The organism is Kribbella sp. NPDC005582 (genome assembly GCF_040605415.1).
In the GTDB taxonomy this organism is placed as follows: domain Bacteria; phylum Actinomycetota; class Actinomycetes; order Propionibacteriales; family Kribbellaceae; genus Kribbella.
Genome location: NZ_JBEXCU010000011.1, coordinates 67,618 through 83,653 on the forward strand (window position 1 = coordinate 67,618; position 16,036 = coordinate 83,653).

Genomic DNA, 16,036 nt, shown 5'->3' on the forward strand with positions numbered 1-16,036 from the left:
GTGCTGGTACAGATGTGACAACAGGGGCGAATGGGGTGATTGTTACGGCTGTAACTCAATGTTTATCTTGTTTGGTCAGAACTGACCGAAACGGCTCCGTAAAAAAGGTTTACCGAGATCCGGCAGCTGTCCGGTGCGGACGGTCGCGGTCAGAATCGCCGCGGTGATCGGCGTCAGCAGGACGCCGTTGCGGTAGTGACCCGTTGCCCAGAGCAACCCATCGAGTCCGGACGGGCCGAGGATCGGTGCGTTGTCGGGAGTGGCCGGCCGGAGTCCGGCAATCGTCTCCAGCAGTTCGAGTTCGTCGATGACCGGCAGCACGGTCCTTGCATCGCGCAACAAAGCGAAGACGCCGCCGGCCAGCACCCGGGTGTCGTAGCCGAGCTCGTTGCTGGTGGCACCGACCACCAGTTCGCCGCCGGGGCGGGGAACCAAATAGACCGAGAATCCGCGGGCGGTGGCGCGGACCGTGTGATTGAGCGCGGGGCGATAGGCCTCGGGAACGCGCAGCCGCAGTACTTCGCCTTTGACCGGGCGCACCGGCGCGCGTAATTCGGCCGGCACGCCTTTCAGCTGCGCCGACCACGGCCCGGTTGCGGCAATCACTTGAGCGGCATGAACGGCGGTTCCATCCGCGAGCTGTACGCCGATTGCCGTCGTACCGGAGGTGATGAGGTGGGAGACGCTCTGGCGGATCACTGTGACGCCGGAGACCTCGACTGCGCGCAGGAGTGCGGTGACTGCCTGGCGGTTGTCGACGGAATGATCACCGGGGACCCACACGCCGCCGGAGACGCCGGTTGCCAGCAGGGGCTCACGTTTGCGGGCTTCGCGGCCGGACAGCACTTCGACGTCCAGTCCGAGGTTGCGCTGGTACTCCGCCAGTCTGCGGAGCTCCGCCGCGTCGTCGACGTCGTACGCGACCGACAGGGTGCCGGTGCGGTGCAGTCCCGCGGACAGGCCGGTCGCTTCCTCGAGCTGTGCGGCAAAAGCGGGCCACGCCTCGACGCCGGCCAGGTTGAGCGCGAGCAGGTCGTCCTCGCCGTACTCGACCTCGGTGACCGGGGCCAGCATGCCGGCGGCGACGATGGAGGTCTGCTGGCCGGGAGTCGGGTCGCAGACCGTCACCTGGAGACCGTCGACGGCCAGCTGCCAGGCGGTCGCCAGACCGATCAGCCCGCCGCCAACAACCACCACATCGGACGTGTGCTCAGGCATGCCGTCAGCCTACGTCCGGTGCGGCATGGCAGGCTGTGTCGTGTGACTGAGTCCACGGATCGCCTGCACGACGCTCGCCTGTACCTGTGTACGGACGCGCGGGAGAAGCAGGGCGACCTCGAACAGTTCCTGGACGCCGCGCTGGCCGGCGGCGTCGACATCGTGCAGCTCCGGCAGAAGGAGATGGAGGCTGCTGACGAGCTTGCGGCACTGGAGGTGTTCGCTGCCGCGTGCAAGCGGCACGGCAAGCTGCTGGCGGTGAACGACCGCGCGGACATCGCGTTCGCGGCCGGCGCCGACGTACTGCATCTGGGGCAGCGGGACCTGCCGGTGCACGCGGCCCGGGGCGTCATCGGCTCGGAGCCGATCATCGGCCGGTCCACGCACACCTTCAGCCAGGTCAACGCTGCCGTGGCCGAGCACGGGTCGGAGTACTTCTGCGTCGGTCCGACCTGGGAGACGCCGACCAAGCCCGGCCGGCAGGCGGCCGGACTGGAGCTGGTTTCCTACGCTGCAAGCCGCCAGCAATCAAAACCCTGGTTCGCGATCGGCGGTATCGATCTCGCGCGACTGGACGAGGTGATGGCGGCCGGTGCGACGCGGGTGGTCGTCGTACGGGCGATCACTGACGCTGACGACCCCGGTGCGGCCGCTGCGGAGTTCAGCCGGCGCCTGCGGAGTGCCGGGTGACCAATCCGAAGACCGTCCGCATCGTCGCGGTCGTGGTGATCGCCATGATGGTGATCACGCTGGCTGCGTCGCTATTCGGCTGCGCTCCTGAGCAGAAGCCGTCGTCGACACCGAGTGTCGATCCGGTCAGCGGTCTGCGGTTCGTCGCGGTGTCCGAGCTGCCCAAGGAGGCGCAGGACACCTTGAAACTGATCGACAAGGGCGGCCCGTTCCCCTACAACCGGGACGGTGTGGTCTTCGGCAACCGCGAGAAGATCCTGCCCAAGCAGAGCAACGGCTACTACCACGAGTACACCGTGAAGACACCGGGGGAGCGGGACCGCGGCGCCCGCCGGATCGTGACCGGTAAGAGCGACGAGCGTTACTACACCGACGACCACTACGCGTCGTTCCGCCGGATCGCGGAGGACAACGGATGACCGACCTGCGTACCTTGCTCACCGAGGGCCTTCGCCCCGGCGTCTACCGCTGGCAGTCCAGCCTCGGAGCCGACGACGTACGGCGTGAGGTTGCGGCGGCCGGCTGGGACTTCGTTCTGCTCAACACCACCGATGTCCACGACAAGGCGGGCTTCCTCGACGTCTGTGCGACCGCCTTCGACTTCCCGCGCTGGTTCGGCCGCAACTGGGACGCACTGGCCGACTCTCTGAGCGATCGCTCGACCGGTGAGCCCGAAGTGGTTCTGTGGACCGGCGTGGAGCACCTGCTCGAGCACGACCACGACACTGTCGACGTAGCACTGCAGATCTTCGCCGAGGACAGCAGCAACTCCGGACAGCTCCGCTTTCTCATGCAAGAGCTTCCCAAGGCGGACAGCCCGGCGCTACTCAGCGCACTGCCGACGCTCTAGAGCACGCGGGACGTTGCGGCGATCGCGAGATCGGTCAGGCCCTTGCGGGCCGCGTCGTCGGACAGGGGAGCGCGGTCGAGTGCATCGAGCGCGTCCTCGGTCCGCTCGGTGATCAGGTCCTCGCAGGCCTGTACGGCGCGGGAGTCCTGCAGGATCTCGCGCAGTAGCTGGATCTCGTCGTCGTCCAGGTCGGGGCGGCCGAAGAGCCGGTCGAACTCGGCCAGTTGGACCTCGGAGCAGTGGTCGACCGCATAGGCGACCAGGACGGTCCGCTTGCCCTCGCGCAGGTCGTCACCGGCCGGCTTGCCGGTCAGCGCCGGGTCACCGAAGACACCGAGCAGATCGTCGCGCAACTGGAAGGCCTCGCCGATCGGCTGCCCGTACGCCGACAGTGCGTCGATCAGTGGTTGCTCGCAGCCCGCTAGTGCCGCACCGACGTGAAGTGGTCGCTCCACGGTGTACGACGCGGACTTGTAGCGCAGGACGCGCAGGGCCAGGTCCATGTCGGACTCGCCGCTCGCCTGGGCGACCAGGTCGAGGTACTGGCCTGCGGTCACCTCCACGCGCACCGAGTCGAAGAAGCGGGATGCGCGGGCCAGAGCGGCCGCGTCGAAGCCAGAGGTGTGCAGTAGCTCGTCGGCCCAGATCAGGCACAGGTCACCGAGCAGGATCGCTCCACCCACACCGAAGTTCACCGGATCGCCGCCGCGACCGGACGCCTCCGAGCGGGCGCGCTGCAGCGCTTCGAATCGCCGGTGCGCGGCCGGAGCGCCACGCCGTACGTCGGAAGAGTCCATGACGTCGTCGTGGACCAGCGCGCTGACGTGCAGCATCTCCAGACTGGCTGCCGCGGTCAGGATCGGTTGCGTCAGATCACCGCCGGCCGCCCGGAAACCCCAATAGCAGAACGCCGGTCGCAGTCGCTTGCCGCCGCTGGTCGCGTCCCGGGCCGCTTCAACCACCTCGGTCAGCTCCGGACCGATAGCCGCCAGCCGCTGTTGCTGGAGGTCCAGGAACCCCGTCAGCGCGCGCTGGACCTCGGCGGGGATGTCCACTTCGCCATACACGTCTCGGAGCGTAGTCGGTCACTGCACGGCCGCCGACGGCGCGGGTAACCTTGGCGCATGGCCAACGGACTTCCCTCGACACTTCCCGGCAGCACTCCGACTGTCCGGGAGCTGCTGGCGAGCGGAAGCCGGTCCTTCTCCTTCGAGTTCTTCCCACCGAAGACACCGGAGGCCGAGGAGGTGCTGTGGCACTCGCTGCGTGAGATCGAGCAGCTGCGGCCCACCTTCGTCTCGATCACGTACGGCGCGGGCGGTACGACGCGGGACGGCACGATCCGGGTGACCGAGCGGGTCGCCCAGGACACCTCGCTGACGCCGATCGGCCATCTGACCTGCGTCTCGCACTCGCGGGACGAGCTGCGGTCGGTGATCGGTGCGTACGCCGGCTCCGGCGTGCGGAACATGCTGGCACTGCGTGGCGACCCGCCGGGCGGTCCGAACCAGCCGTGGGTCGCGCACCCGCAAGGGCTGAACCATGCGGTCGAGTTGGTCGAGCTGATTCGTGAACTGGGCGACTTCTGTGTCGGAGTGGCGGCGTTCCCGGACAAGCACCCGGAGGCCGACTCGCTCGAGGCGGACGCGCAGGTGCTGGCCGCCAAGGCACAGGCCGGTGCGGACTACGCCATCACGCAGATGTTCTTCGGAGCGGACGACTACTTCCGGCTGGTCGACCGGGCCGCCGCACTGGGCTGTGACATCCCGGTGCTGCCGGGCATCATGCCGGTGACCAACATCAAGCAGATCCAGCGGATGGCCGAGCTGACCGGGATGGCGCTGCCCAAGCCGGTGACGGACCGGCTGCTGGCCGTCGAGGACGACCCGGCCGCCGTCCGGCAGGTCGGCGTGGAGATCGCGACCGAGCTGTGCGAGCAGCTGCTCGCCGGTGGTGCGCCGGGCATCCACTTCATCACGCTGAACCGCTCGACGGCGACCCGCCAGGTCTTCCAGAACCTGAGCAGCCACGTCGGCTCCTGAGCCTTATCCTGAGCGGATGGCTGACCCGAGCGACCTGCTGATCGATCGCACCCTCGTCCTGCTCCGGCACGCCAAGGCGGTGCCGCCGGAGTCGATGCCGGACCTGCAGCGGCCGCTGGCCGACCGTGGCCGCGCGGACGCCGCCGCGGCCGGACGGTATCTAGTTGCCCAAGGCATCGAAGCGGACCTGGTCCTGTGCTCGCCGTCGCAGCGCACCCGCGAGACCTGGCAGTACGCCGCCGAAGCCGGCGCGGTCGCCACCGACGTCTGGTACGACCGGACGATCTACAACGCCGACACGGTCGAGCTTCTCGACGTCGTCCGTGAGGTGCCGGCCGAGGCCCGCACGGTGATCATGGTCGGCCACGCGCCCGGCATCCCGTGGCTCGCCGACGAGCTGGCCCTGGACGGCACCAGCCCGGAGCGTGTCCAGCTCACGCAGAAATACCCGACCTCCGGGCTGACCGTCCTGCACCTGACCTGTCGCTGGGCAGACCTCGCGGCGGACGACGCAGACCTGGTGTCGTACGTCGTCCCGCGCGGCTGAGCTTTACTGACTGGCGGGCAGCCAGTGGGTGGTGCTGTTCACGGTGATCATCCGCTGGGTTGCCCGGGTCAGAACGACGTACAGGGCACGCACGCCACCCAGGGTGTCGCTGACGATCTGGTCAGGCTCCACCACGACGACAGCGTCGTACTCGAGACCCTTGGACTCGAGCGGGGTGAGCGCGACGACCCGAGGGTCGCCGATCTCGGCCAGCACGCGCTCCACGGCCGGACGCTGGGTCGGCGTCACGATGACACCAACCGTGCCCTCGACGAGCTTCAGGAGCTCGGCTGCGGCGTCACCGGCGGCCTCTGCGATCTTGCCGGCGTCGAAGATCCGGTGCTCCGGATCCACACCGGTCTGCCGGACCGCGTTCGGGAGGTCGGCGTCCGGCAGCGTCTGGCGGATCACCTCGCCCGCGAACGCGTAGATCTCGGCCGAGTTGCGGTAGTTGGTGGACAGCCGGAAGCTGTGCCGCTGCAGGTGCGCCAGCATCGAGTCCATCGCGGCCCGGGCCTCGTCCGGGTCCGGCCAGGAGCTCTGCGCCGGGTCGCCGACGATCGTCCAGCTGGCCTGCGGGCCGCGCCGGGTGACCATCCGCCACTGCATGGGGGAGAGGTCCTGTGCCTCGTCCACCAGGACGTGGGCGTAGTCCTCCGGCTCCTCGGCATCGCGAGCGGCCGCTGCGCGAGCACGGCGCTCTGAGGTGGTCAGCACCTCGTTCACACCGTCCGACAAGCCTTCCAGCCAGTCGAACTCCTCGTCGCGCGTCTCCTGGACCGGAGCGTGGCCCAGGTGCGTACTGAGCTCGTCGAGCAACGCCACGTCAGCAACGGTGAACTCGTCCGTACCGCGGATTGCCGCAGCGAGTGTGCTGATCTCTACCGGGCTCAGCTCGTTGCGGGCCCAGCGCTGCAACCGGCGTTCATCGCCGAGCCAGCGCAGCACGGCCTCCGGCGTCAGAACCGGCCACCACTGGCTGAAGAACGTCCGGAACGCCGGAGTGTCGGTGACCCGGTCTCCGAACGCCTCACGATCGCCGTACACACCGGTGCGAAGGTCCTCCGGGAACCGCTGCCACAGCGCGGCCACCAAGCCCTTGCGGGCTTCACCTGCGGCGCGGTTGCGAGGCGTCCGACGCAACGCGTTGCGGCGTACGTTGTCGAGCTGGTTGCTGTCCACCTCGATGGTCGCGCCACCGATGAAGACCCGCAGCGTGGTCGGTGCGTTCGGCACCCGGTCGCGGGCAGCACGCGACAGCACGCCGCTCATCCGCAATGAGCCCTTGATCGCAGCGGTGTCGGCGTCGTCGACCGCAGTGGCCTTCACACCGTCCACCAGCTCGCCGACAGCGCGCAGCGACACGGTGTTCTCACCGAGGCTCGGCAGGACGCGCTCGATGTAGGCCATGAACGCCGCGGACGGACCGACCACCAGAACGCCACCGCGCTCGAACCGGCGGCGGTCGCTGTAGAGGAGGAAGGCTGCGCGGTGCAGGGCGACCACTGTCTTACCGGTGCCCGGACCACCGCCGATCACGGTGACTCCGCGAGCAGGCGCGCGGATGGCACGGTCCTGCTCGGCCTGGATGGTGGCGACGATGTCGCGCATCGTGTGGCCGCGGGCCCGCGACAGCGAAGCCATCAGGGCGCCCTCGCCGATCACCGGCAGGTCCTCCGGCGCACGCTCCGGCGCCAGCAGGTCGTCCTCGATCCCGATGATTCGCGGACCCTTGTTCCGGAGCACGCGGCGCCGGACGACCTTCAGCCGGTCGGTGCCGGTCGCCCGGTAGAACGGCTCGGCCGCCGGTGCGCGCCAGTCGATGACCAGTGGCTCGTACTCGGCGTCGCGGACGCCGATCCGGCCGACGTACAGGCTCTCGAGCTCACTGGCCGCCGTAGCGGTCGGCTGGTCGTCGCCTTGGTCGGAGTCGAGGCGGCCGAAGACCAGACCCTCGTGCTCCGCGTCCAGCTCGGCGATCCGGCGGGCGGCCGCGAACACCAGCACGTCCCGCTCGTACAGGCCGGTCTGCTCCTCCTCGCGGACCCGGCCGACGTTCTGGGCCTGGGCCCGCGCGTGACCGTCCACCGCGATTCGGGATGCCGATCGAGCCGCCACGTCGACCCGGTCGTACACCAGGTCAACGTGTTGTTGCTCAGCCGCCAGCTCAGCCCGCTCGACGTTGTCGTCATCGGCCGGCAGGGGGGTTTGATCCACCGAGATCCTCTCTACTGCCGGGCACCACCCCGACACGAAACACAGGAACGTCCAATCTTAGTGCGCGGTGTTTCCCAACCCCAGAGTGGGCTAGGGGGTCGGGTGAAGATCCCGCGCCTACTGCGCGGCACCCGGCACGGCACCTCGCCGCACGGGTGCAGAGCACTAGATGCTCCGCATCGAGCACTCCGCCCCCGCACACCGAGCTACCGCACCGGGCACCTGCTCGCTACGGCGCGGGATCTCCACCCGACCCCCGGGCCTTCCCGATGGCGTCAGCGACGATCGCGGCGCCCAGAGTGGTCGCCGGTACGCCGGATCCGGGGTGGGCGCCGGCTCCGACGCAGTACAGGCCCTTGACGGGGGAGACGTTGCCGGCCCGGCGGCGGGCGGTGCGGTAGCCCTCCCAGGCGACTCCGGCCCACCATGACGGCGAGACCTGGCGGGAGACCACCTTGTCCCGGATGTGCAGGCCGCGGGCGACGAGCAAGTCCAGTACGTCGTCGGTCGGGTAGCCGTGGACCAGGACGGACCACGCCTGGTGCCCGGCCGGTGCTTGACCGCCGGTGCGCACCACGACTGTCGGCGTACCGTGCAGGACGGTCTCGAACGGCAGGGCCGGGACTGGCTCCTCCAGACCGAGATGCACGACGTACGCCGCCTGTGCCTGGTGCGTCGCCAGGACGCGCTTGCGCACCTTCTTGGCGGCGGAGTCGTTCACCAACCGGCCGTAGAGCTCGCGGGGGTCGATGTCGCTGACGACGATGTCCGCGGCCAGCTCTTCACCATCAGCCAGCCGTACGCCGGTGACAGTGCCACTGTTGGTGGCGACCGAGACCACTTCGGCGTTGGTCCGGATGGCGATCTTGCGCTCGCTGGCTCGCTGCACCAGTGCGTCTGCGACGGCACCGAAACCGCCCGGGACCGTCCACCGCCCGAATGTGCGCTCCAAATACGACCACACGCCGACATAGGCCGGGGTGAGCGTCGCATCCGAACCGCCCTGGGCCGCGAAGTGCCGCAGTACGGCGCGGGCCCGGTCATCGGACAGCCGGCGCTGGGCGAACTGCTCCAGCGACTGCCAGGGCTTGAGTGCGCGCACCGTGCTGAGCGGCAGCCGGTGGTTGAACGGAAGCTCGCCTTCGAGAGGTGGTTCGATCGACGAAGTGCGCAGGAGTTGCCAGGTGTCCGCGTAGCTGTCGACCAGCGCGGTCCACTGCTGTGCCACGTGCGCACCGGCCAGGTCTGTCCACGCTTCGTGCTGGGTAGCGCGATCATTCAGCGGCAGGTCGAGCACCGAGCCGTCGGCGAACATGTGCCGTCGTGCGTCGAGCACTGGCTCGAGCTGCACCAGATTCTCGATCGGGCGGCCGCTTTTGCGGAACAGGTCGCGCAGCGCCGCCGGGAGCGTCGTACTGGCGGCTCCGGCGTCCCACTGGAAGCCGTCCGCTTCGATGCGGCCCAGGACACCGCCCAGCCGCTCGTCCTGCTCGCAGATGGTGACGCGGTGGCCGAGCTTGGCCAGCCGCACCGCACTGGCGAGACCGGCGAGGCCGGCCCCGATGACAATCACTTCGGCCATCAGACAGCACTGCTCCCGGTCGCCGGATTGCCGCGTTTGTCCCGCCAGGCCTTGAACCGCGCCCAACCACGCCGGATGAAGCGAAAGGCGACGTACACACCGATCAGTCCGATCAGGAGCAGCACAGCGGCGATGATGAGCGCGATCTCCGGGTGGAACGCGGCGAGCGACATCACACCGGCGACCGCGACGTCCTCACCGGACGACGCGGCGATGTTGGTGACCGGCTCGGGGGAGGTGTTGATCGCGAGCCGGAGGCTGGACTTCACGGCGTGCGACAACAGTGCGGTGAGGCCGCCGGTGGCGACGATCGCCGCCTGCTGCAGAGTGCCGGCCTCGCCGGACATGAGGGCCGCGATGATCGCGCCGACGGTCGGCCGGATCACGGTCGAGATCGCGTCCCAGGCCGAGTCGATGTAGGGGATCTTGTCGGCGACGAACTCGAAGGCGAACAGCACGCCGGCGGCGATCAGCACGCCGTTGCTGGTCAGTGCGACGGGAACGTCCTCGGCACCGGCGAACCGGCCGAGCAGACCGAGAATCAGCACACAGGCGTAGGCGTTGACCCCACTGGCCCAGCCCGCGGTGAATGCCAACGGTAATGCTTCCACGGCCTACCTTTTCGTCAGAATCGAACCTATGAAGGGCGAGTCTTGGTAAACCGTTGACAGCGCGGGTCGCCTCGACTAAGTCTGATCAGACTGCCAGCCTGTGGGGCCGGCAGCCCCCGCCCTCGGGTCAGGAGAAAACAACATGCTGCGTCGTTCGAAGATTCTCGCCGCACTCGCGGCGGTAGCGTTGCCGATCACGGTGACCGGCGTGTCGTCCGGTGGTCCACCCGCGGTGGCCGCACCGCCGGACGCGAGCAGTACCGCGGCGTCGGCGTTCGGTGCGGCGGCCGCGAAGTACGGCGTACCGGAGCCGGTGCTGCTGGCGGTGTCGTACGCGGAGAGCCGCTGGGACGACCACCAGGGCGCATCGAGCTCGTCCGGTGGCTACGGCCCGATGCACCTGACTGCTGTCGACCCGAGCACCACGGTCGACCTGTCGGGTAAGCAGAAGGTGGCCAAGGCCGAGTCGCTGCGCACGCTGTACAAGGCGTCCCAGCTGACCGGACTGGACCCGGTCGCCCTGCGCACGGACACAGTCGCCAACATCTCCGGTGGTGCCGCGCTGCTGGCGTCGTACCAGCGGTCGCTCGGCCTTCCGGTGGGCGCTGACACGTCCGCAGCCCAGTGGTACGGCGCAGTGGCGGCGTACGCCGAGGCGGCGGACCGCGCGGGCGCGACGGCCTTCGCCGACGACGTCTACTCGATCATGGCGCGCGGAGCGGCCCGTACGACGAACACGGGTCAGCAGATCGCGATGCCGCCGGTGAAGGTCGCCCCGGACAAGTCGCTGGCGACCAAGCTGGCGCTGCCGGCCGGTGTGAAGCAGGCGAACTCCGACGTCGAGTGCCCGGCCTCACTGGGCTGTGAGTGGCTGCCCGCGCCGTACGCGAAGACCGGCGCCGACGCCGGCGACTACGGCAACCACGACCTCGCGAACCGGCCGAAGACCGGCAAGATCGACTACATCGTCATTCACGACACCGAGGGTGGCTGGCAGGGCACTCTCAACCTCGTGCAGGACCCGACGTACGTGAGCTGGCAGTACACGATGCGCTCGTCGGACGGTCACGTCTGGCAGCACGTGAAGGCGAAGGACGTCGCCTGGCAGGCCGGCAACTGGTACGTGAACATGCACAGCATCGGTATCGAGCACGAGGGCTTCGCCACCCAGGGCGCCACCTGGTACACCGAGTCGCTCTACCGCAACTCGGCCAAGCTGGTGAGGTACCTGGCCGCCAAGAACCACATTCCGCTCGACCGGGCGCACATCATCGGCCACGACCAGGTGCCGGGAACGCTGCCAACCACTGTCGGCGGCATGCACTGGGACCCGGGACCGTTCTGGGACTGGGAGCACTACTTCGACCTGCTCGGTGCGCCGATCTACGGGCACTCGATCTTCCCGGCCAAGCCCGGATCCATCGTCACCATCAAGCCGGGCTTCGCGGGTAACCAGCAGGTTGTCACCGGCTGCACCACCGCGGGCGTGCTGTGCCCGGCGCAGGGCACCAACTTTGTCTACCTGCGCCAGGCGCCGGACGACAACGCCCCGCTGGTCACGGACCTCGGTCTGCACAAGGACGGCTCAGCCAGTGGCACGGAGGCCTGGGACCACGGTGCCCGGGTCGCCGCCGGCGCGCAGTACGTCGTGGCCGAACGCCAGGGCGACTGGCTGGCAGTCTGGTATCTGGGTGCGAAGGGTTGGTTCAAGAGCCCGAAGTCCGCTCCGGACGCCTTCGCCAAGCCGGGTGTCGTGGTGACGCCGAAGGCCGGCAAGACGTCGGTGCCGGTGTACGGACGGGCTTATCCGGAGCAGGCGGCGTACCCGGCGGGTATTCCGTACCAGACCGTCACGCCGCTGCAGTACTCGATCGGCGCGGGGCAGTCCTACCCGTTGAGCGACGCGTCCATCGAGACCGACTACTACCGCGCCGTGACGTTCGACGCGAACACTCCGGGCGACCACGTCCAGGTGCTCGGGAAGGACCGGTACTACCAGATCTGGTTCGGGCACCGGATGTTCTACGTCCGGGCCGCCGACGTCGACATCAAGCCGGCGTTCTAGTCAGTTGACGGTGATCTGGGTGGCCCCGGTGAGGTCCAGCAGTTCGGTGTAGCTCGTAGGGAACACCGAGTGCGGGATACCGGCGGCCGCCCAGATCACGTCGTACTGCTGGAGTGCGGTGTCGACGTACGTCGGCACCGGGCCGGGGTGGCCGACCGGAGCGACGCCACCGATCGACTGACCGGTGTGCTCCTTGACGAACTCCGGAGTCGCGCGGCGGAGCTTGCTGATGCCCAACTCCGCAGCGACCTTCGCTGTGTCGACGCGGTGCGCGCCCGAGGTCAGGATCAGGACGGGCTTGCCGTCGCCGTCGAAGATCAGGCTGTTCGCGATCGCACCGACCTCGCAGCCCAGCTCCGCCGCCGCGGCGGCCGCGGTCGGGACCGCCTCGTCCAGAATCTTGATCTGACCGGTCGCACCGGCGGCCTGGAGCGCGTCGGCGACGCGTTGCACGTTGGGATGATTGCTCACCCTTCGAAGCCTAGGTGAGCGTCGCCGCCCCGAACGAGACATTAAATCGGTCGCACCAGATCGTCACGCTGCGGAAGTCGTCGAGCCGGACGCCCGCCGGAATCGGGTAGTTCTGGTTGCCGTGGTTGGCTTTCAGACGACCGAGCGCGTGGTAGCGGCCGTCGTCGAACACGTGCCATCCGGCCTTGCCCGGCAGCACCGCGGCATCGCTCAGCCAGACCCTGAGGTCCGGCCCGTCGGACGTGTCCAGGTTCTCCAGCCGCAGCACGCGCGAGCCGTCCGGCAGTCGCAGTACGGCGACCTTGCCGGAGGTGGCGTGTTCGTGCGAGATCAGGCTGCCTCGCGCCAGAACCTTCGGGGCGGAGGGCGTCTTCGGCGGAGTCGCCGAAACTGTCGGTGGCGTCGTCGACGATGGCTGTATGGAGATCGGAACAGCGCCCGGCAGCGCCTCGTCGACGACCTTGTCGGTGAACAGCCGCCACGGCTGGAAGAGCGGTAGCGCGATCGCTGCCGCCGCCACGACGGCCACCGCCGCCGCGCCGGCCAGTGCTGTCCGCTTCATCGTCGGTCCTTTCGCTGAGGTGTCTCCAGTCTGGGCGCCGGACCGGTCGCACGGCGACGCGCCGGGCTTACGGCCCGTTGACGATTGCCGCCGGACGACGCTACTCTTCCAGTGTTCGAACAGATGTTCGATTACCTCGGGCCCGGCCTCGTCGGGAGACCGGCCGGAGGTGACCCGGGCAGCTGGACGGCCCCGGTGCGGAGTTGCGGCCGCATCGGGATCCGGTGCTCCTGGTGGGCCGGGCGCCGTGGTGGACCTCGACCCCCACCCCGGCCCCGCCCATCGGGACTCCGGCCCCGCCGTCGGTCAAGAGCAGCAGCGGTTCGCACACAGGAGGCGATGGAGCATGTGGGAGTTCGACGAGGCCGTCGAGGTGCGTTCGAGTGTCGTGGACGGCGTCGAGTCTCCTGAGCAGTTCCTCTGGCGCGGCCGGTTGTGGCGGGTCTGCTCCGTGCAGGCGCACTGGACCGAGACCGCGGCCTGGTGGGAGCGCGGTGTGATCGGCGCCGGGGCTTACGACGACCGCTTGATCGACGACCGCCGCGGCCTGTGGTCGCAGCGGGTTCCGAGCAGCGTGGCGACGCCGGTGCGGTCCCGTTCCCGCGCCGAGTGCGCCGCCACGCACAAGCCCGGCGGGGGCGCCGCCACCTACGCCTCCGCCGGGGCCCCGGACGACACCGCGCCCGGGATGGCGACCGTCGGTGCCGTGATGGCCGGGATGTTCGACCCGCACCCGGCCGGTTCGGGAATGGCGAACAGCCCCGCGGCCGTTGGTGTCCTTGACGCCGACTGGGGTCCACGCCGCGCGGTGTACCGAGTGGAGGCGGGCTGCGGCCGGCACGGACGGCGCGAGCTGTTCGACCTGGCCCACGACCCCGACTCCGGCCGTTGGCAACTGGAAAGGGTGACCGACCGATGACCGTTTCTCCGGTGTCTCCGATCGCCGCCGGCGCCGCCGGCCGCGAGCTGTCCCGCGCCCGCGCCGCCCTGGCCGAGGCGATCGACACGAGCGACCACCTGCTCCGCTACTCGAGCGCCCACATCGCCGCCCTCCGGGTCGCGGCCGCCGTGCTCGCCGTCCGCGCCCGCCCGGTGCGCACCGGCGCCCGCCGCCGCGTCCAGCGCAACGCCTGGGTGCTCCTCGCCGAGGTCGCCCCGGAGTTCGCCGAGTGGGCCACGTTCTTCGCCGCCGGGGCCGCCCAGCGCGCTGCCGCCGAGGCCGGCCTCGAGCGCTCCGTCACCACCCGCGAGGCCGACGACCTCATCCGCGCTGTCGAGACCTTCTACACCCAGGTCGAAGCCAGCCTGCGCCTCTCCACTACGCCCGCGCTCACCGCCACCACCGACCCGGCCTCGGTTCTGGCGCAGCCCTGGATGCAAGCCAGCTGACCCACCCCAGCCACCAGCCCACCACCCCACAGGCGCGGGGTAGGTGGGCTGGCCCACGTCTGCCCCACCCCACGCCCGCCACCGGCGGCCCCACCTTGAGCACGTCCCACCCACAACACGCCTCACGACATGGTCGAGCGGTGCACAAGGTCGTCGCGTGCGTCGCTTTGTGCACGTATCAGCCACAACGCGTCTGGCGAGGTGGTCGAGTGGTGCACGAAGTCGTCACGTGTCCCAGCTTGAGCACCGGTCGGTTATGTCGGTGGGGGTGTTTGGGGTGGGTGAGTTGGGGTTGGGGTGGGGTTCGGGTGCGGGGTGGGGCAAGTAGGGTGTGGCGCGTTGGCGGTCGGTGTCGTGGAAGGGTTTGCGTGATGGTGGATCGGCGGCGGCGGGCCGTGCGAACGGCGCTGGTGGGTGAGGCGCTGCGGGTTGCGCTGGCGGGCCGGGCTCGGGTCGATCCGGGGGCGGGACTGGACATCGTGGATCTGGGTGGTGGCACCGGCGGATTCGCGGTGCCGCTGGCGGTGGAAGGGCATCGGGTGACGGTGGTCGACCCGAGCCCGGATGCCTTGGCGTCGTTGGAGCGGCGGGCTCGTGACGAAGGTGTCAGCGAGCTGGTGCGTGGCGTGCAGGGCGATGCGGCGGAGCTTCCCGGGCTGGCGGGGGAGTCGAGTGCGGATGCCGTGCTGTGCCACGGAGTGCTCGAGTACGTCGACGACCCCGTGCAGGCGTTGCAGGCGATGGCGTCGGTGCTGCGGGAGGGCGGCGTACTGAGTCTGCTTGTTGCCCAGCGCAACGCGGTGGTGCTCGCCCGGGCTCTGGCCGGTCACCTGACCGAGGCGCGGGTCGCGCTGCAGGATGCGGACGGGCGGTGGGGTGCCAACGATCCGATGCCGCGCCGGTTCGACGAGGCGGCGATCAGCGCGCAGCTCGCGGACGCCGGTTTTATGGTGCACACCGTGCACGGCGTGCGGACCTTCGCGGACCTGGTGCCGTCGGCGTTCGTCGACTCCGAACCGGGTGCGGCCGAGTCGCTCGCGGAGCTGGAGCGGACCGCCAGCCAGCACCCAGCGTTCCGGGCACTGGCCACGCAGCTGCACATCCTTGCCACCCGCTGAGTAGCGGAGTGTGGTTGCTCACGCCGGATCTGTTGCGGGAGCGGTTCCGGAACAGATCCGGGTCCGGAAAGGGCTTCGGCACGCTCTGAAGTGGCGCGTTCGGAAGCAGTGGGATGAGCGGAGTTGCGGGACCGTGACGCGCGGGACAGGCGGTCAGGGTTTCGTGTGGCGCTGCCGCGGCCTAGACTGGAGGCGGCCTATCGAGATCGCGCTCACCATGGAGGGATCGACGGTGCCCCTCTCGGAAGAAGAGCAGCGCCAGTTCGAGCAGCTCGAACGCGCCCTGGCAGCGGAAGACCCGAAGTTTGTCTCCGCCATGCGAGGGACGAATGTGCGCGCTTATTACAAGCGTCGGGCAGTGCTCGCCGGCGTTGGATTCGTGCTCGGCATCGCGGTGCTGATGACCGGTGCCATCGTTCCCAACACCATTATCGGAGTCATCGGCTTCGTGATGATGGTCGCCTGTCTGTATGTCGCCGCGCTGAGCATGAAGCGGATCAGCAACGCCGGTGACTCCGACGACCTCCCGCCCCCGCCGCCGTCGTCCAAGCGGCACCGGACCAGACACGACTCCTCCGGAAGCTTCATGGAGCGGATGGAAGACCGCTGGCGCCGCCGCCGCGACGAAGACCTCTAGAGCCGCTGAGCAGGTAGAGCTTCCAAGCACTCGCTTG

At 69.3% G+C, this 16,036-nt stretch carries 17 protein-coding genes; 10 read left to right on the forward strand and 7 right to left on the reverse strand.

What is annotated here, in order from left to right:
* Positions 1–75: 75 nt before the first annotated feature.
* The gene (gene thiO, locus ABZS29_RS38005; protein WP_355469857.1) at positions 76–1,218 is read right to left on the reverse strand and encodes a glycine oxidase ThiO; all 1,143 of its coding nucleotides are present in this window, start codon (positions 1,216–1,218) and stop codon (positions 76–78) included.
* 42 nt (positions 1,219–1,260) lie between these two features.
* On the opposite strand from thiO, the gene thiE reads away from it, so the two are divergent.
* The 3 genes from thiE to ABZS29_RS38020 are packed head-to-tail and all read left to right on the forward strand — an operon-like array spanning position 1,261 to position 2,758.
* A complete protein-coding gene (thiE, locus tag ABZS29_RS38010; protein WP_355469858.1) occupies positions 1,261–1,908 on the forward strand; it encodes a thiamine phosphate synthase in 648 nt (215 codons plus the stop codon).
* A complete protein-coding gene (locus tag ABZS29_RS38015; protein WP_355469860.1) occupies positions 1,905–2,327 on the forward strand; it encodes a ribonuclease in 423 nt (140 codons plus the stop codon). The genes thiE and ABZS29_RS38015 overlap by 4 nt, the downstream gene beginning before the upstream one ends.
* Complete coding sequence (locus ABZS29_RS38020; protein ID WP_355469861.1) at positions 2,324–2,758, forward strand: barstar family protein; 435 nt, start codon at positions 2,324–2,326, stop codon at positions 2,756–2,758. The genes ABZS29_RS38015 and ABZS29_RS38020 overlap by 4 nt, the downstream gene beginning before the upstream one ends.
* Here the strand turns inward: ABZS29_RS38020 and ABZS29_RS38025 are convergent.
* Positions 2,755–3,825: a polyprenyl synthetase family protein gene (locus ABZS29_RS38025; protein WP_355469863.1), complete on the reverse strand. Its 1,071-nt coding sequence runs from the start codon at positions 3,823–3,825 to the stop codon at positions 2,755–2,757. The two genes, ABZS29_RS38020 and ABZS29_RS38025, sit on opposite strands and share 4 nt — an antisense overlap.
* Before the next feature lie 57 nt (positions 3,826–3,882).
* Here ABZS29_RS38025 and metF point away from each other — a divergent pair, with 57 nt between their 5' ends.
* Both metF and ABZS29_RS38035 read left to right on the forward strand, forming a co-directional pair.
* A complete protein-coding gene (metF, locus tag ABZS29_RS38030) occupies positions 3,883–4,800 on the forward strand; it encodes a methylenetetrahydrofolate reductase [NAD(P)H] (protein ID WP_355469865.1) in 918 nt (305 codons plus the stop codon).
* Between the two features lie 16 nt (positions 4,801–4,816).
* Positions 4,817–5,347 (forward strand): histidine phosphatase family protein, encoded by a 531-nt coding sequence (locus tag ABZS29_RS38035; protein ID WP_355469867.1) that lies wholly within the window; start codon positions 4,817–4,819, stop codon positions 5,345–5,347.
* Positions 5,348–5,350: 3 nt separating this feature from the next.
* Here the strand turns inward: ABZS29_RS38035 and ABZS29_RS38040 are convergent, their stop codons facing one another.
* The 3 genes from ABZS29_RS38040 to ABZS29_RS38050 all read right to left on the reverse strand — a co-directional run bounded on the left by ABZS29_RS38040 (position 5,351) and on the right by ABZS29_RS38050 (position 9,742).
* Positions 5,351–7,564, reverse strand: a complete 2,214-nt coding sequence (locus ABZS29_RS38040; RefSeq protein WP_355469869.1) for a UvrD-helicase domain-containing protein — start codon at positions 7,562–7,564, stop codon at positions 5,351–5,353.
* Positions 7,565–7,793: 229 nt separating this feature from the next.
* On the reverse strand, positions 7,794–9,146 hold the full coding sequence (locus ABZS29_RS38045) for an FAD-dependent oxidoreductase (protein ID WP_355469870.1): 1,353 nt from the start codon (positions 9,144–9,146) through the stop codon (positions 7,794–7,796).
* Complete coding sequence (locus tag ABZS29_RS38050) at positions 9,146–9,742, reverse strand: DUF4126 domain-containing protein (RefSeq protein WP_355469872.1); 597 nt, start codon at positions 9,740–9,742, stop codon at positions 9,146–9,148. Before ABZS29_RS38050 ends, ABZS29_RS38045 begins: the two co-directional genes overlap by 1 nt.
* A gap of 157 nt (positions 9,743–9,899) precedes the next feature.
* Between ABZS29_RS38050 and ABZS29_RS38055 the strand changes: the two genes are divergently transcribed.
* A complete protein-coding gene (locus tag ABZS29_RS38055; protein WP_355469874.1) occupies positions 9,900–11,822 on the forward strand; it encodes an N-acetylmuramoyl-L-alanine amidase in 1,923 nt (640 codons plus the stop codon).
* Here ABZS29_RS38055 and ABZS29_RS38060 read toward each other — a convergent pair whose 3' ends face one another.
* Together ABZS29_RS38060 and ABZS29_RS38065 are read right to left on the reverse strand one after the other, a co-directional pair.
* A complete protein-coding gene (locus ABZS29_RS38060) occupies positions 11,823–12,293 on the reverse strand; it encodes a YbaK/EbsC family protein (protein WP_355469876.1) in 471 nt (156 codons plus the stop codon). It abuts the gene before it with no gap.
* Positions 12,294–12,303: 10 nt separating this feature from the next.
* Positions 12,304–12,855 carry a DM13 domain-containing protein gene (locus ABZS29_RS38065; RefSeq protein WP_355469878.1) on the reverse strand — a complete coding sequence of 184 codons (552 nt, stop codon included), beginning with the start codon at positions 12,853–12,855 and terminating at the stop codon, positions 12,304–12,306.
* 346 nt (positions 12,856–13,201) lie between these two features.
* Here ABZS29_RS38065 and ABZS29_RS38070 point away from each other — a divergent pair, with 346 nt between their 5' ends.
* The 4 genes from ABZS29_RS38070 to ABZS29_RS38085 all read left to right on the forward strand — a co-directional run bounded on the left by ABZS29_RS38070 (position 13,202) and on the right by ABZS29_RS38085 (position 15,999).
* Positions 13,202–13,774: a DUF6504 family protein gene (locus ABZS29_RS38070; RefSeq protein WP_355469880.1), complete on the forward strand. Its 573-nt coding sequence runs from the start codon at positions 13,202–13,204 to the stop codon at positions 13,772–13,774.
* Complete coding sequence (locus tag ABZS29_RS38075; protein WP_355469882.1) at positions 13,771–14,244, forward strand: SAV_6107 family HEPN domain-containing protein; 474 nt, start codon at positions 13,771–13,773, stop codon at positions 14,242–14,244. The genes ABZS29_RS38070 and ABZS29_RS38075 overlap by 4 nt, the downstream gene beginning before the upstream one ends.
* A gap of 371 nt (positions 14,245–14,615) precedes the next feature.
* Positions 14,616–15,362, forward strand: coding sequence for a methyltransferase domain-containing protein (locus ABZS29_RS38080; protein WP_355469884.1), 747 nt, complete (start codon positions 14,616–14,618; stop codon positions 15,360–15,362).
* 232 nt (positions 15,363–15,594) lie between these two features.
* Positions 15,595–15,999 carry a DUF3040 domain-containing protein gene (locus ABZS29_RS38085; RefSeq protein ID WP_355469886.1) on the forward strand — a complete coding sequence of 135 codons (405 nt, stop codon included), beginning with the start codon at positions 15,595–15,597 and terminating at the stop codon, positions 15,997–15,999.
* Positions 16,000–16,036: the final 37 nt, after the last annotated feature.

Coding starts and splice junctions, on each gene's coding strand:
- thiO (WP_355469857.1), bottom strand. CDS start 1,218: ATGCCTGAGCACACGTCCGATGTGGTGGTTGTTGGCGGCGGGCTGATC.
- ABZS29_RS38020 (WP_355469861.1), top strand. CDS start 2,324: ATGACCGACCTGCGTACCTTGCTCACCGAGGGCCTTCGCCCCGGCGTC.
- metF (WP_355469865.1), top strand. CDS start 3,883: ATGGCCAACGGACTTCCCTCGACACTTCCCGGCAGCACTCCGACTGTC.
- ABZS29_RS38035 (WP_355469867.1), top strand. CDS start 4,817: ATGGCTGACCCGAGCGACCTGCTGATCGATCGCACCCTCGTCCTGCTC.
- ABZS29_RS38045 (WP_355469870.1), bottom strand. CDS start 9,146: ATGGCCGAAGTGATTGTCATCGGGGCCGGCCTCGCCGGTCTCGCCAGT.
- ABZS29_RS38055 (WP_355469874.1), top strand. CDS start 9,900: ATGCTGCGTCGTTCGAAGATTCTCGCCGCACTCGCGGCGGTAGCGTTG.
- ABZS29_RS38065 (WP_355469878.1), bottom strand. CDS start 12,855: ATGAAGCGGACAGCACTGGCCGGCGCGGCGGCGGTGGCCGTCGTGGCG.
- ABZS29_RS38070 (WP_355469880.1), top strand. CDS start 13,202: ATGTGGGAGTTCGACGAGGCCGTCGAGGTGCGTTCGAGTGTCGTGGAC.
- ABZS29_RS38075 (WP_355469882.1), top strand. CDS start 13,771: ATGACCGTTTCTCCGGTGTCTCCGATCGCCGCCGGCGCCGCCGGCCGC.
- ABZS29_RS38080 (WP_355469884.1), top strand. CDS start 14,616: ATGGTGGATCGGCGGCGGCGGGCCGTGCGAACGGCGCTGGTGGGTGAG.